This window comes from Streptomyces sp. NPDC048106, from assembly GCF_040706415.1.
GTDB lineage: Bacteria > Actinomycetota > Actinomycetes > Streptomycetales > Streptomycetaceae > Streptomyces.
This window is the reverse complement of the sequence record NZ_JBEZND010000041.1, coordinates 68029-82829: the sequence shown is the minus strand read 5'-3', so window position 1 is coordinate 82829 and position 14801 is coordinate 68029. Positions and strand designations below refer to the sequence as shown.

The 14801-nt window shown below is 69.2% G+C and carries 11 protein-coding genes; 2 read left to right on the top strand and 9 right to left on the bottom strand.

Annotated elements, in window-relative coordinates; translation table 11 throughout:
- Positions 1 to 163: 163 nt before the first annotated feature.
- The 3 genes from AB0927_RS32130 to AB0927_RS32120 all read right to left on the bottom strand — a co-directional run bounded on the left by AB0927_RS32130 (position 164) and on the right by AB0927_RS32120 (position 6757).
- The gene (locus AB0927_RS32130) at positions 164 to 544 is read right to left on the bottom strand and encodes a hypothetical protein (RefSeq protein WP_366671301.1); all 381 of its coding nucleotides are present in this window, start codon (positions 542 to 544) and stop codon (positions 164 to 166) included.
- A gap of 154 nt (positions 545 to 698) precedes the next feature.
- A complete protein-coding gene (locus tag AB0927_RS32125) occupies positions 699 to 872 on the bottom strand; it encodes a recombinase family protein (protein ID WP_366671305.1) in 174 nt (57 codons plus the stop codon).
- Between the two features lie 479 nt (positions 873 to 1351).
- Positions 1352 to 6757, bottom strand: a complete 5406-nt coding sequence (locus AB0927_RS32120; RefSeq protein WP_366671300.1) for a DUF3883 domain-containing protein — start codon at positions 6755 to 6757, stop codon at positions 1352 to 1354.
- Positions 6758 to 7128: 371 nt separating this feature from the next.
- On the opposite strand from AB0927_RS32120, the gene AB0927_RS32115 reads away from it, so the two are divergent.
- Both AB0927_RS32115 and AB0927_RS32110 read left to right on the top strand, forming a co-directional pair.
- Positions 7129 to 8124, top strand: coding sequence for a hypothetical protein (locus AB0927_RS32115; protein WP_366671299.1), 996 nt, complete (start codon positions 7129 to 7131; stop codon positions 8122 to 8124).
- A 309-nt stretch (positions 8125 to 8433) separates the two neighbouring features.
- A complete protein-coding gene (locus AB0927_RS32110; protein ID WP_366671298.1) occupies positions 8434 to 8784 on the top strand; it encodes a recombinase family protein in 351 nt (116 codons plus the stop codon).
- A 21-nt stretch (positions 8785 to 8805) separates the two neighbouring features.
- On the opposite strand, the gene AB0927_RS32105 is transcribed toward AB0927_RS32110, so the two are convergent.
- From AB0927_RS32105 to asnB, 6 genes are all read right to left on the bottom strand, one after another.
- Positions 8806 to 8970: a hypothetical protein gene (locus AB0927_RS32105; RefSeq protein ID WP_366671297.1), complete on the bottom strand. Its 165-nt coding sequence runs from the start codon at positions 8968 to 8970 to the stop codon at positions 8806 to 8808.
- A 34-nt stretch (positions 8971 to 9004) separates the two neighbouring features.
- On the bottom strand, positions 9005 to 9154 hold the full coding sequence (locus AB0927_RS32100; RefSeq protein ID WP_366671296.1) for a hypothetical protein: 150 nt from the start codon (positions 9152 to 9154) through the stop codon (positions 9005 to 9007).
- A 274-nt stretch (positions 9155 to 9428) separates the two neighbouring features.
- Positions 9429 to 10805 (bottom strand): dihydroorotase family protein, encoded by a 1377-nt coding sequence (locus AB0927_RS32095; RefSeq protein WP_366671295.1) that lies wholly within the window; start codon positions 10803 to 10805, stop codon positions 9429 to 9431.
- The gene (locus tag AB0927_RS32090) at positions 10802 to 11941 is read right to left on the bottom strand and encodes an acyl-CoA dehydrogenase family protein (RefSeq protein ID WP_366671294.1); all 1140 of its coding nucleotides are present in this window, start codon (positions 11939 to 11941) and stop codon (positions 10802 to 10804) included. Before AB0927_RS32090 ends, AB0927_RS32095 begins: the two co-directional genes overlap by 4 nt.
- Positions 11928 to 12968, bottom strand: coding sequence for a PrpF domain-containing protein (locus AB0927_RS32085; protein ID WP_366671293.1), 1041 nt, complete (start codon positions 12966 to 12968; stop codon positions 11928 to 11930). The genes AB0927_RS32090 and AB0927_RS32085 overlap by 14 nt, the downstream gene beginning before the upstream one ends.
- Entirely contained in the window at positions 12965 to 14794 is a 1830-nt protein-coding gene (gene asnB, locus AB0927_RS32080; protein ID WP_366671292.1) for an asparagine synthase (glutamine-hydrolyzing), read from the bottom strand. The genes AB0927_RS32085 and asnB overlap by 4 nt, the downstream gene beginning before the upstream one ends.
- Between the last annotated feature and the right edge of the window lie 7 nt (positions 14795 to 14801).

Below are 14801 nucleotides of genomic sequence, written 5' to 3'. Positions count from 1 at the left end.
GAACGGGGCTATCCAGGAGGGCTCCGACGCCGTGATCACACCAGACACAGCGAGATCATCTCACCCGTGACCAGCAGTTACGGGACAGCCCTTAGGCGGCCAGGAGCATTGCCGGTGGACACCACCAGGTGTCCACCCCCGTCGTTGCTATGCCCTACAGACGTCAAGCCTCCTTGCTATTCCCTGGCAGGAAGTCGCAGACCGAGGCCAGGAAGGTCGGCGAGACCATGTAGGGGTTGTCCTGACCGCCGATCACCTCGATGAGGACGGCCTCGCCGACGTCCTTGAGTACTAGGATTTCGTTGCCCACACGGACCGTCAGGCCGTCGTCGCCGTCGGCGGTGACGGTGAAGAGCCGGTCGGACGCGGACTCGATCTTCTTCTCGAACAGGCTACGCAGCTTCTTGTACGCCGCGGTTCCACCAGCCTCGACACCGCGCACGGTCAGGTAGCCGAGCCCGCCAATGCCGGCGAGCAGCATCTTCGGGCCACCGACTCGCTTCGCGGCGGTCGTCATCCACTGGTAGTCGCCGAGATTCCCCACCCTGGTGTCCTCGTGGTCGATGGTTCGGCGAAAGTACCACCACGGGGGTCACCCGGTTCTTTCCGTTCCTATTCCTGCTCTGCACGAGCACGCGCGGCGAGGGTGCACCTCCGCGACCGACTCATGCCGACAGCTCGCGCGACCTCCTGGCTGGTTATGTCTCCCTTCTCGAGCGCCTGCATGGCCCGTGCGGCCTGCTCGGGAAGGTGGTGGGCTCGCGACCACCGATCTTCTCACCACGGCGACGCTTGGCCTCCATCGCCGCCTGGGTGTGCTCGGCGATGAGGTCTCGCTCCATTCGAGCCACGGCGGCGACAACGGTGAAGATCAGCTCACTGGCGAGGAGGTGCCCCTTTGGCTTTCGTCAACGCATTCTCGTTGCTGGGTCAGTGAGGTTCTCCTCCCACTCCGGGCGCTTGGCCCTGTGCTTGACCGAGGCCCTATCCGCGACGGCCCGGTCGCGGCCTGCGGCCGCCGGTTTGTCGACCTGGCGGCGGAAGGGCGATGAACGACTCTGCAGGGTCCTTGGGAAACCATGCGGCATATTGTGGGCAAGGCTGATGACCGTTCTTCCGGCGTGTTCACCCAGGGCATCGCTACGGCCGGGCTGGGATCACCGCCGTGCTCAGGAGGCCCTTCACCATGACGGATGACACCCAGCCTATTCGCGTCAGGCGAAGACTGATTGACGCGACCGTTCGTTAAGAGCCGCCGGCGCCAGATCCGGCCGGTGGGCCGGTGTTGCCTGACGCCGGGGCATGGTGGCCCCCGGCACGTGCTGGCTATGGCGGATGGACCGGCTGCACCTCACAACCGATAGGCGAAGCGGAGCGCGCCACCCTCCTCGCGGTAGACCCCACGGCCGCGCTCGCTGAACGGATTCGGCAGCATGCGCACCTGCCGGTGCTCAGCGTCCAGTACCAAGGTGACCACCAGGATCCGCCAGCGGTCACTGCCACGGTACTTCTGCGCCGCCCGTACCTCGGTTTCGCCGAGCTCGATCTGCCCGCCCGACCCCTGGGTGGCCTTGACCTCGTACAACCGCGGGCTCCTGCCGGAGCCGACCTTGAAGTCGTAGCCGAGGCTGTCGTCTCCGGCGGGCCCGGGGAAGATATGGGCCCGGTTGCCGGAGACCCAGCTGGTCTCGTCGGTCGCCGGGTCCTGCTCTCGAAGCCATTGGTACGCGTACCACTCGCCCACAAATCCGATCGCCATGCGCTGGGCCGACGACAGCCCGCGTTCCCCGTCGACGCGCACGCCTGACCGTCCACCCGATGGGCGAGCCGCCCTCCGGGGCGGGATCGGCTTCAGCGCGGCCCAGCGCCTTCGGGTACTGCCGCCGATAGGCGGGCTGGATTCCAGAGTGCGGCGCAGATCCGAGGCCAGCTCGGTGAAGTCGCCGGACTCGATGTCGAAGTCCCGTTCACCGATGGAGATGATTCGCCTGCGCTTGGCCCGTTCGATCCGGGCCTGCTCCGCGGCGTTCCGTTCTCGGTCCAGCTCGGCAGGAGTGAGCCCGTGTGCCTGGGGCTCCGCGGAGGCAGCCATGTCCGCCGGCCACTGCCCCAGGGCCGCGAGCCAGCCGACTACATCGTCGGCCGAGAGCTCGCGGAAGTCGAGCGCGCCCGCCTCGTCCAGCAGGGCGGTGAGCTCCTCTGCAGCGGCCGCCTTCGCCAGCGCCGCAGGCAGCGACCGTTTCGCGGCCTTGACCAGGGCGACCAGATCAGGTGTCGCCCTGGTGATGACCGCATGGTTGTGGCTGCGCAACCTGTCCATGGCGGCGAGCCGTTCGCCCTTGGCCGGGGCGGGCGCCCCCAGACGGGCGGTGAGTGCCTGCTCGACGACGGCCCGCAGCAGACCGTCGTCGGCGCTGTCGACGGTGAGCGCCCACTCTTCCGGAGCCGTGATCCATTTCAGGGAGCGGGTGGCTGGCCAGTCGGCGATGGGCCTACGGGCATCGAACTCTGCCCGACGGGCCCAGCGCAGCCGGTCGATGAGTGTGTCGCGACCGAGATCCACGTGTCGGCGTACGGCCTCGTCGTGGGCCTCGGCGTGGCTGATCGGGCGGTACCGGGGCGCAAGCCCTGCCAGCGTGCGATTCAGGTCCGCGAAGTCGACTTCGGCCAGGGCTCGGAGGCCGTCTATGTCCCGCGCGACGCGCGCGGCCTCGATGAGCTGCGCGGGGGGCAAGGGAAGAGCGTCGGCGTGCCGTTCGAGGTGGGCGAGGAACTCCCGGGCGTCGGCCGGAGCAGGATCCGTCAGCTCTCTGGCCCGGTCGGCGCCGAGGGCGTGTACGAGGAAGGGGTAGCAGCGCTCCAAAACTCCCGCGAGGGACCCGTCGAGGCGGTGAGCGGTCTCCCTGACCTGGTGGACGGAGAGATCGAGCACCGCCGCAAGCTGCCGTTCGGTCGGCTCTTCGAGGGGTGCGTGCTCGCGCTCCAGTTCGCGGGCGGCGAGCTTGAGCGGGACGGCGTAGTCAGGGCGGTCCAGGGCCTGGCTGACCGCGTAGCCGATCCGGGCCACGAAGTCCCAGGAAAGGGGCACGTCCGGGACGAGGACCAGCGGGTGGGAGGGGTCGGGCAGGGGGAGCATGCCGTCTTGCCGTTCCGGGAGTTCCACGGCAGCCCCGTCCAGGGTGATCTTCAGCGAGACGTAGCGGTGGATGCGGACGCGGCGGACGGCGGCGACGAAATCGGTGAGTTCGGCGTCGGTGGGACGGCCGCCCCGGGGCGGATGGTCGGCCAGGACGCCCACCGCGAGTGGAAGCCACGGCAGCTCGTCGACGAGCGGCGTTCCGAGCCCTTCGGTGGTGCCGGAGGTTCCGACGACGGTGGTGCCTGAGGTGCTGACGATTTCGACCGACAGGTCAGCGTCGTCGGCGTGCCGTATCGCGTCCGGGCAGCGATGGCGGAGGATGCGGGTGGCTTCGGCCGCCGCCCCCGGCACCACGAGCAGCGGAAGGTTGAGCTCCCTGGCCAGGCGTGCCTTCAGATTGTCCCGGTCCCCGGTGACGTACAGCCGTACCGAGCCGTCGAGGAGCGTAGCGAAGTCGACCGCGATGAGCTGCTTGCCCCGCTCTGCGAGCAGGGCCGAGCCGATGAGTGGCTCGATTGAGGCCGCTTGTGCGGCCAGGTTCTGCCAGGCACGCTCGTTTGCCCGCTGAAGGGCGGGCCGGTCCCCGTCGTCCACGGCATCCGACTTCACCAGCTCGCCCAGGGTGGCGATGAGCCGGGCGCTGTCCCTGCGGTCGCCCCAGGTCGGCAACCCGGCATCGCGCAGCCGACGCAAGGCCTGATCGTCGTCCAGCAGGGGGCGGAGCTGCCGCAGGATGGTCGGGGCGAAGACCGGCTCCTGCTCAAGGGGCGCGGGGGCATGCCACGCTTGGTCCGGCCTGACGAAGCGGACGGTGCCGCCACGGCCTCGCACCGGGAGCCAGGGCTGGCCGCGGACGAAGGCGGACAGGGGGGTCGGGACGTGCTGCAGATCCTGGTTGCCTGGCCGGTCCCGGTTCCAGACACTGGTGAGGTGAGTGTTGCTCCACCGGGCCAGGCCGCGCAGGACCAGTCGTGCATAGGCGATCCGCCCCGGTTCGCTCAGCCGCCCGGCTACCTCCTGGCCCGGCAGCCGGAACGCGGGGGTTCCGACGTACGGCGTGTACCGATGGGCGACACGGCTCTGCGCGCGGTCGATGAACGGCCGCCACTGATCGGCGACCTCGTCGGACACCTTCGCCATGCTGATCAGGTTGCTCGTGGTGAGCGCGCCACCCTCGGCTTCCTTCTCCGCGCCGGATGACATTACGGGGAGCAGTCCGTCGGTGACGCCGAGATCGCTGAGGAACTCCCGCCACTCCTCCCGGGTTTCGCCCCGTCTTAGGAAGTCCTCAGGTGGCGCCACGAGCCGCTCCGCCATGAAGCGGAGGTCGGCCGAGGACTCCCGTCCCTCGGCCACGACGGAGGCGAGGTCGTCACCGTGGGTCCCGGTCCATCCGGCCCCGAAAGCGGCGCCGGCCGCTTTGATAGCGGGGCCCTCGGCCGAGGGAACGTACAGCCCCAGCGGGCGCAGTTGCAGAGACTGTGCGGACTGCCTCGACCGGTAGAGGCGGAACACGAAGCGGAGGGCCTGCTCGCGGAGCCGCGCCGAGTTGCTCTCGGTGAGGGCGCGGCGGACGTGGTCGAGTAGGCCGGCGGCGTCGAAACGCCGGACGAGTCTGAAGCGTTCCAGGAACAACCGGGCTTCCTGACGTCGTACGTGGCCTTCCTCCTCCACCCAGTTCAGCCCCGGGTGCAGGTAGAACATGCGCTTTTTCAAGGCGTCTGGCACGGCCAGGCCCTCGTCGCCCGCTGTTTCGCCGCGAGCCGGCTGGAAAAAGGCCTCCCGCCTGGCCGCCCTGCGTCGCGAGCCGTCCTTTGGGGCTGTGGCAGAGCCACCGTTGGCAGGCCGGAGCTTCCCGTCGTCCGCCAGCAACAGCTTCCTGCCCTGCAGTACCCCACCCTCGTCCTTGAACAGCAGGGCGAGGTCGGCGTAAACGCCGTTCCAGTCGTCGACGGGAGCATCAGGAGCGGGCAGCGGCAGGGTCCCCACGATCCGCTCGGCGTAGTCTGCCCGCTGCTGTGCTGAGGGCTCCAAGGGGCACTTGAGCGCCTCGCACAACCTCGCGAGACGTTTTAGGGGCTTGGCCCCGACGCCCGGATCCGCCACGGCGATGCCGACCGCCCCGGCCGACTCGGCCGTGAGCACCGACAGCGCGAGCTCGGGCCAGAGCACGGAGTCGCGGGGTGTGCCCCAGGAACCGTGTGGGGCCTCCCGGTTCAGGAGTGGTACGACGGGTACATCCGCGAACTCAGCCCCGTGCACCAGGTGCGCCGCTTCGCGCAGCAGGCTGTGGGAGCGCGGCTCGTGCTCCCAGGTCACAAGATCGACCGCCAGCCTGCGGTCGGAGGGCCGGGCGCGCTCCCGCAACGCGGCGGCTGCCGCCAGGGAGGTCTCGGCCGCCGCCGCGAACAGCATGCTGTTCAGCGGGTGCTCCCGGTCGAGGGCGGTACGGTCCACCTTCGTGAAGAACGGGGCATTGAGGTGCCCGCGCAGGGGTGCGGCGGCGTCCTCGCCCAGTGGGAGGAAGGTGTAGATCCGGCCACCGCGCAGCGACTCGGTGCCGTCGAGGGGCAATGCCACCTCGACGACAGCCGGTTCCTTCCAGTCACTCCACGAGTCGTCCAGCTGTCCGAGCTCGGTCGCCGCCTCGATCGTGCCGCGCAGGCGCGCCACAGGGACACGACCCCTGGCTACGAGGTATGCGCCCAGGGAGCCGAGTTCGACACGAGCAAGGGAGACGGTCGGGACGGTTCGCGCCACACCGGCATTTACGTCGTGTCCCTGGGGCTGCACATCAGCGAGCCCCAAGGGCGCTTCGCGCCGGGTGAGCTCCGTACGCCGGGGGCTTTCGCCGCCTCGCCGCTCGATGACCAGTCGGTCCAGCCGGTCCAGGAACAGCATTACTGGGGCTTTCGCGGCGCCGAGCTCGTCGAGGCGGCGGACGGCCGCGCGACGAGAGGCCTCGTTGCGCAGAGGCATCCTGATGACCGTCACATGACCGTCGGCGGCCAGCTCCTTGCAGGCCGGGGGTACGTCCGAGAGAGGGAAGGGGATCTGGAAGGGCGGGAGTTCCTCCTCCGCTTTGCGTACGAGGTCCTCGTCACCGAGCAGCACCCGTAGGTCGTCCCCTACCGCGAATCGGAAGCAGTACCCGTTCAGCGCGGCCGGGCCCTCTTCGGCCGTGTCGGCGCTGTAGACCTCCGGGGCATCCGTGATTTCCAGGATGCTGCGGAAGCCGACTCCTTTGTTTCCGATGCCTTCGCCGACGGTCTTCTCGCTCCGGGCAAGCTTGCAGACGGCCTGGATGCTGGCCCAGGTGAAGGGCGTTCCGCCGTTTGCCACGTAGAGCGTGCCGTGCGTCCCTTCGTCCTCGTCGAGTAGGACGTGCACGCTTCCGTCGTTGCGGCCTCCGCGGTGGGCATCGTGGCCGTTCTGGAGCAGTTCAAGGAGGAAGCGGCCGGCATAGTCGCGCGCGTTGCTGTGCGAAGCCGCGCGCAACTGCTGGGCGGGTTGCCATACCTGAGTGGACTGCCACTCCTTGAGCACGGTCTGCGCGTAGTCCCGTAGCTCGCGCGCCCACATGCCGCTTGGGCCGTTTTCGTACGTCGTACCGGCCATGTCCCCTGCTTCCGTGATGATCTCAAGCAGACCGTAACGCGGGCGTCGCCGATGGCGCAGGGCTGTCCGAGAACCGGGGAGACGTCGAGGCCGCGGCTCGGTAGACCCGCGGGCCCCTATCCCGTGGGCGTGCAGTTCAATTCCAGTGCGTCGGCGTCCTTCCCACTCAAGCAGGGCGACAACCCGCTTGCGGTGCGCAGGGCATCCGTCTAGCCTGCGGGCAGGAATGGAGCCTGGGACGGTACCCGGGCCACCCCCGGTCTTCTTGAGGTACGGAGCGTCGGAAAGCGCCCTCGCCACCACCTCCTTCCACACTTCTTGCACACTTTCCTGTCCAGCTGTCGTACGTGGGACAGGCGAAAGGCGTTTCCGTGACCATCTACTCTCAGCACGCAAACCGTGGAAAGACTCAAATCCTGGCGACCTATCAAGGTTCGGATGGCTTGGTATCCAAGACCGTGACCAGTCTTGCTGACGCCCGCCTAGCGGCCCCGATCGTCGACGCGCTCAATCGGATCTCCGCCTTCGCTACAGTCCCGGTCAGCATCCACGACAGCCGGGAACGGCCTGGGGACTACTACCCAAGCAAGCACGTTGCGGCGCTGACCGATGCTGCGGCTCGCGCCGATCTTCTGAGTGGCGCCCACAGTCTCTGGTACGAGTACGTCTGCTTGAGGCTTCACCAGGCGCTCGCCGACCTGGAAAGCCATTTGATGGCTTTGCCTGACACAGTCAGCAGGGCGATCCGTTTCGAACTGGAGGTGGAGGAACGCGATTTGCGCGCCGGACTCGCCGATTTCACGGGTACTTCCTCGGAGGATGAGCCGGAGGTCGAGCGTCACTGGGAGTTCGGTCATCCCTTCGTGCAGCAGGACGACGGACTGGAGACGCTGAGCAACGAGACACGCGAGCAGCTCGATCGTCGTGAGGATAGACTCGCTGCGAAGGAGCGGGCGGAAGCCGTCTCCTACCTCCGGGTTCTGGTCACGGCGCACTCCCAGAGTGACGCCATGTGGGCTTCCCTGGACGACCCCAGCTGCCAACTCTTTGCGGAGCCGTACGACTCAGACGGTTTCTACCTGACAGTGCAAGCGCCAGAACCTGGCGACAACGACAGCTCGTGGGAAGTCGAGATCGGGCGTTGGGAGCCGGACGACCCGGACGAAGAGTACGGAGAACACACCAGTGCGACGGGCAGCTCTGTGATCCTCTGTGCTCTTCCGGCTGCGCCGGACGCTCACGAGATCGCGCACCTGCTGAAGGCCGTGGATGAGAAGCCGCTGCTGTTGACTCAGTGGGCGGCTACACCAGTGGGAACTGCACTTGAAGGGACGACGTTGGCGGTGACCAAGCGCTTCGACTCCTGAGCGGCCGGCGAGGAGGCTCTGACGCCAGCGCGGTGAACGAGCCATGGTCGGCTCTGTTCGCCGTGACAGCCCTCCATCTATCGTGGTCACCCGTGGAGAGATCGACAACGGCGGCGGTCTGGCGCACGGTGAGAACCGGATAGCCTGGGTTGTCTTAACGGAGGTTGGTGGGACACCAACCGGGACAACGCCAACCGTCAGGTTCGACTGAGCTTCCTGGGCTGAGCGAGATCGTCCTGGGTGCGGCCGCCGAGTCTCCGTACCTTGCGTGTTCGTAACGGAGAAGTCTTACGCGGTACGGACCTGAGCATGATCGAACGCCCCTACGACGGATGCGGGAAGTGCCTGCTCGGCGTGCGGCGGCTGTCGCGGATGAAGCTCGCCACGTCGTCTCCGGAGCGGCAGCGCGAGGACGTGCTGACAGCTGCCGCGTCTGTCGGGGGCCACATCATCGGCTGGGCCGACGACTGGGAGGTGTCGGGCGCCACCGACCCGATGACCCGGCCGAAACCGGGCCCGTGGCTTCGCGATGAGAGGGGCCCGTACGACGGGCTGGTGGCCGCAGCGGTGGACCGGCTCGGCCGCAACGTGGTGGACTGCCTGAACACGGGCTACAAGATCTCGCGCGACGCTTGGGCCAGTGCACCTCACCGGCATTGACCGATCCGAAGACGGATGAGCTCAGTCGGCCCCCTCGGCTGGCCCCATAGCCGCGAAGTACACGCACCTGAAGAACGCTTCGAGACGAGGACCACGCCGCTGCCGCTTCTCCACCGACTCCGGCTCGAACGAGCGGTTCCGGTGCCGCGAATCCTCAGTCTCCAACGGCCCGGACCCGCTCGTCACCGTCTTCGACCGGTGTCTGTTCCGGTAGTTCCCATCACGGCCCCTCCGTCCGCCCTCCGTTCTCCCGGCCCAGACGGTCGTTGAGCTCGCCCTCCGGCACCAGCTTCGTCAGCCGTCCCAGCAGACCGCCCTCACCGGTCAGGCTCATGCCGTCGGGCTTCGCATGGGCCGTCAGCTGGGCCACGGAGTCCTGTCCGGAGACGGCGCAGCCATCTCCTCGCCCACCTCGTTCGGCAAACGCTTATCCTGTTTCCCGAGGCGAAGACGTGCAGGTGGGGCAGGTCCGCGGCCCGGACTGTGGTGATCCTTCGGTGAGCCTGATGTCATTCCCTGCGGCCGGGGCGGGGCGACCGGCGAACTACCGGGCGGTTGCGGTCGGTTCGTTTGTCTGGGGCAGGCGGCGGTGAGTTCGCCCAGAAGCGCACTCCTCGGCGTACCGCCTCCCGGCCCCCGATCGACTACGCGTCGCCCGTCAGCCACTTGCCGTTCGGGCTGCCGAACGTGCCCTTGCGCCGGTCCCAGATGACTTCGCCGCGTCGCACCGTCGTCTCCGGGCGCCCGACCAGAGTCGCCCCCTCGTACGCCGACCATCCGCACTTGGACCGTACGTCCTCGGCCGTCATGAACCAGGTGGCTTCGGCGTCGAAAAGGACGAGATCGGCGTCGAACCCGGCCTCGATACGGCCCTTGCTCCGCCCCAGACCGAACAGTTCGGCCGGCCGCCCGCTGCACAGCCGCGCCAGCTGGGCGAGCAGTTCGTCGACGGACCGTTCCGGCCAGCGCTGCCGCATGCCCGTAAAGACGGCGGGCAGCAGCTCCTGCACCCCGGGCAGTCCCGGAGGCGCGTCCGCGGCCGGCCTGGTCTTCTCCTCGACGGTGTGCGGGGCGTGGTCACTGCCCACGGTCGCGAGTCCGTCGTGGATGAGCGCCTCCCACAGCCGCTCCCGGTCACGGTCCTCGCGGATGGCGGGGCTGAGCCGGATGCGGGCGCCCAGGCGCGTGATGTCGTGACGGGTGAAGGACAGATGGTGCGGCGTGGCCTCGAAGGTGACGGGCAGGCCCGCCTCCCGGGCGGCGAGGAGCAGGTCGCACTCCTCCGCCGAGGAGGTGTGCAGGATGTGGGCGGCGGTTCCGTGCTCCCGGACCAGGTCGATGACCCGCGCGACGGCGACGATTCCCCCGGTGCGCGGGCGGGCGGGCTCGTACGCGCCGTAGCTGGTGGGCGCCGGGAGGTAGCCGTCGAGGAGGTCGAACAGTCCCCCGTCCTCGGCGTGCAGGACCACCCGCAGCCCGCGGTCGGCCGCGACCTCGAAGATCCTGCCGAGGACCTTCTGGTCGTGGATGACGTGCGGGGCGGTGTGGTGGCCGGCCATGAACACCTTGACGGAGGTTGCCACCCGCGGGTCCAGGTCGGCGAGCACGTCCACGGTGTCGGCGCCGACGCCCATGTGGAAGCGGTAATCCACCAGGGACCTGCCCTCGATGAGCGCCGCCTTGGCCCACGCTTCTTTCGGGTCGTGCAGCGGCGGCTGGGTGTTGGGCATGTCGATCACGGTCGTGACACCGCCCGCGGCCGCAGCCCTGCTGCCGTGTTCCCAGTCCTCCTTGTGGGTGAGCCCGGGAGTACGGAAGTGGACGTGGGAGTCGATCACCCCGGGCATCACGTGGAGACCGGCCGCATCGAGGGTCTCGGCGGCGGGAACCTGTGCGTCCGATGGCAGCAGGGCGCCGATCCGTCCGTCGCGCACCGCGACCGTGCCCGGCCGGACCCCTTCGGGGGTGACCACCCGGCCACCTCGGATCACCAGGTCATACGGTCCTTCGTATTCGGTCATGACGGCTGCTCCGCGGAGATCAACTGACGACAGAGGTCGTTGGTGGGACCCATCAGACAGACGGCTCGGACGTCGCGGGCCAACCGGTTGACGGGGTGGCCCGCGACGAAGCCGGCACTGCCGAGGTAGCGCTGCACCTGCAGGCAGATCTCCTCGGCCAGGGTCGAGGCCATCACCTTGCTCCGCAGTGTGGTGAGGCCGGGGTTCGGCCCCTCGCGCCGACCCGCCGCCTCGACGACCGCCCGGACGCCCTCCACCCGGGCGGACAGGTCGGACAGCCGGTCACGGGTCAACTGGTTGTCTGTCAGGCCCTGTTTACGGGCCTTGGCAAGCGCCATCCGGTAGACCGCGTCGGCGATACCGACGGCGACGGCCCCCAGGGTGGCTCCGGACCCACGCACGCCGGCGATGATCGTCGCCGCCTTTCCAGCCGGGCCGAGCAGGGCGCTGTCCGGCACCTGGCAGGAGCGCAGTTCGACGAAGCCCGTCGCGGAGGCACGCATGCCGACGAGGTCCAGGCTGGTGTCCGCGACTAGTCCCGGAGTGTCGGCCTCAACGAGGTAGAAGCTCTGCCCGTCACTGCCGTACACCAGATCCCCGCCGCCCGGCGCCGCGGACTGGGCGAGGATCAGGTACACCTGCGCCAGGCCCGCGCCGGTGGTGAAGGCCTTGGCGCCGTCGAGGATCCAGCCGTTCCCGGCCCGGACGGCCTTGGTCGCGATGTTGCGCTTGTCCGCCCCGGCGCCGCTCTCGCTCCACGCGGAGGCGGCGAGCCACGAGCCGTCGGCGAGCCGGGGCAGGTAGTACTCGCGCTGAGCCGACGTGCCCCACTCGGTGATCCGGGCGCAGACCGCGAAGTGCTGGAACAGGATGATGGAGACGGAGGGGTCGAGACCTGCCACCTGCTCGATCAGGCGGTTCGTCAGGACCGCGTCGCCGCCTTGGCCGCCGTACTCGCGCGGAACGGCCGCTCCCAGGATCCCCGAGGAGCGGAGCGCGTCGAGCACCCGGTCCGGCAGTTCGCCGGCGGTGTCCGCGGCGGCGGCCTCGGCCTCCAGGATCCGGTACAGCGGCGCGTACCGCTCGGCAAGTGCCTCGCGGCTGTCGACTCGGGCTATGGTTTCAGTGAAGGGCACCGTTCAGCCTCCTCGGCAACATGGTCATGGCTGGTGCGATCTCGAGCGGACCGGACCGGATCTGGGCCTCTTTCCGGCTCACGCTCACCCACTGCAGGATCCTCCCCTGCGCGGAGTCCTCAACCTTGGCGGTCGCGGTGGCGAGGCCGCCCGGTGTCTCGATCTCGACCTGTGGAGGCCGTCCCCCGGTCTCCTCGAACAGCCGCGCCGGTACCGTGCCGTCGGCCGTCGCCGCGGTGGCCAGACAGGTGATGCCGGTCAGGGCGAGCGTCGGGTGCCAGCGGGGCACCGTGATCGCCCGGGCGCTCAGCCGGCCGGGGCGGTAGCTGCCGACCACCGCGATCTTGGGGAACACGCTGGTGTCCGGCACGCCCAGCAGGGCCGAGGCCGAGCGGCGGATCCGCAGCATCTCGTCGAAGATGTCGTCCCCGGCCTCGAACAGCTCGCGCTGCGATCCGATCCCCAGTTCCTTGGCGTCGACGAAGACATAGGGATTGCCGAGGGACACCAGCGACGCCTCGTACGAGCCGGAGGGGGTCGACAGCCGGTCGACCGGATTGCCGGTCATCAGGGCCCGGCAGACACTCTCCCCCGGCGGCTGGACGAAGTACATGGTGAAGCTGCCGCCGTGCCGCCGTGACTCGTCGACCTCGCAGACGATCTGGTCCCCGTTGTTGAGGATCCGCAGCCGGACCCGGTCGCCCGGCGCCGGGCGCGGTGTCCATCGGCGGGCATGGGCGACGACCAGGCAGGAGAGGATCGAATGGCCGCAACTCCCGTGGAAGTCGAACGCGTCGCGCCGGTCCGGCAAGCACTGCACGAAGCGGTAGTCCAGGTCGAACAGCGGGTGCGGGGACGGCGCGACGATGGCGATCTTGAGTACGTCACCGTTCCCGTTCTCCTCCAGCCACCCTCTCAAATCAGCCAGCACCGGACGCAGGTCGGCCTCGGTCGAGGGCAGCTCGGCGGCATCGAGCACCAGCGTCGGGCACGGCGCACCGTCGGCCTTGGCGATGTACGCGATCACGCGGCCGTCCCGTCGCCGGGCGGATCGACCGTATCGTCCGCCTTCAGGCCAGCGGCGGAACAGAACTGGTCGATCCACAACTGATGCACCATCAGTGACCACAACGCGAGCGCGGACCGTTGCGACGGCCGGGCCGCCTGTTCCTCGAACAGGCGCTCCACCCGGGCAGGTTCGACCAGTCCGTGCCGGCGCAGGGCAGTCGGCGAGAGCACGTCCCGGACGAAGCCGTGGAGCGCCGCGCCGGGAGCGATCATGGCGGTGATCGGCAGCGTGAAGGGCTGCTTCGGCCGGTCGAGCACCGAATCGGGCAGCAGTCCGCCGGCGGCGCGGTACAGCACGTCCTTGCCCCGGCCCCCGGCGATCTTCAGGCTCGACGAGAGCGAGCGGGCGTACCGCTGGACGGCCGGCTGGCAGAACGGCAGGCGCACCTCCACAGAAGCGGACATGCTGAGGTGATCGACCCGCCGCAGGTGGTAGGCGGGCAGCCGCTGACCGGCCTCGAAGGCGGTCAGGGTCTCCATGCGTCCCAGCTCCGATGCGGCCAGTTCCCCGGCGATGCGTTCGGACGCCGACCCCCGGACCTCGACGTAGTGGCGGTACTCCGAGGAGTACAGCTCGGTGCGCAGTGCGGCGGGAACCGCCGCGAGAGCCTCGACGTACCCGGTGATCCAGTCCTCTCCGTGCGGGGTCTCCACGGCCTGGCGGATCCGGTCGTACCCGCCGAACAGCTCGTCCGCCGCGTCACCGGTGAGCGCCACGGTGAAACCCGCGTCGCGCACCGCGCCGAACAGCGCGTGGGTGCTGAGAGTGATCGGGTCGGCGTTGGGCTGCCCGAGGTGCCAGACCACGTCGGGCAGCAGCTCGGGGAAGCTCTCCGGGTCGATCTCCACCTGGTGGTGGCGGGTGCCGTTGCGCTTCGCGACCTCGCGGGCGAACTCCCGCTCGTCGCTCGGCCATCGCCCGGTGTACGCGATGTTGAAGCTGTGCAGGCCGTCGACGGCCTCGGCGGCCAGTGCCGACACCAAGCTGGAGTCCAGGCCTCCGCTGGTGATCGCGGCCACCGGGACGTCGGCGTGGATCAGTCGGTGCGTCTCCTGGCGCAGCAGGGCGAGCACGCGGTCCGCGGCGGCCACCGGGTCGGTGTCCGGCTCCGGTTGCGCGGGGTCGACCCGCCGGTGGATCCGCAGCCCGCCCGAGCGGCTGACCTGGGCGGTGGCCGCCGGCGGCAGCACCTGGATCCCGTCGAACATCGTCTGCTCGCCGAACGGGGTCTTGGTCGACAGGTACTCGTCCAGACCGGGTTCCCAGACGGCCGCCCGCACACCGCGGAAGGCGAGCAGCGCCGGCAGTTCGGAGGAGAAGTACAACTGCCTGCGGAACGCGTCCCACTGGTAGTAGAGGGGCTTCATGCCGATGTCGTCGGTGGCCAGGACGAGCGTCGGCTCGTCCCTCAGATCAATGACGGCGACGGCGTACATGCCGTCGAGGTGGTCGGTGAAGGCCGGGCCGTACTCGGCGTAGAGCGCGGGCAGCACCGAGCCGTCGCAGTCGTCGTCGATCCGGTGGCCGCGAGCCACCAACCGTCGGCGCAGCTCGGCGTGGTTGTAGATCTCACCGTTGAACACCACGGTGAGGTGGCTGCCCAGGCGGTACGGCTGTCGGCCGCCGGCCAGGTCCATGACGGCCAGCCGGTTGATGCCCAGCGCCCAGCCGCGGCCGATCGCCTGGGCCTGCGCGTCCGGCCCGCCGTGCCGTTGGACGGCGGAGACGGTCCGCATCTCGTGCGCGGTGACCTGGGCGTCGAAGTGCCCGAATATTCGGCACATCCGCAGC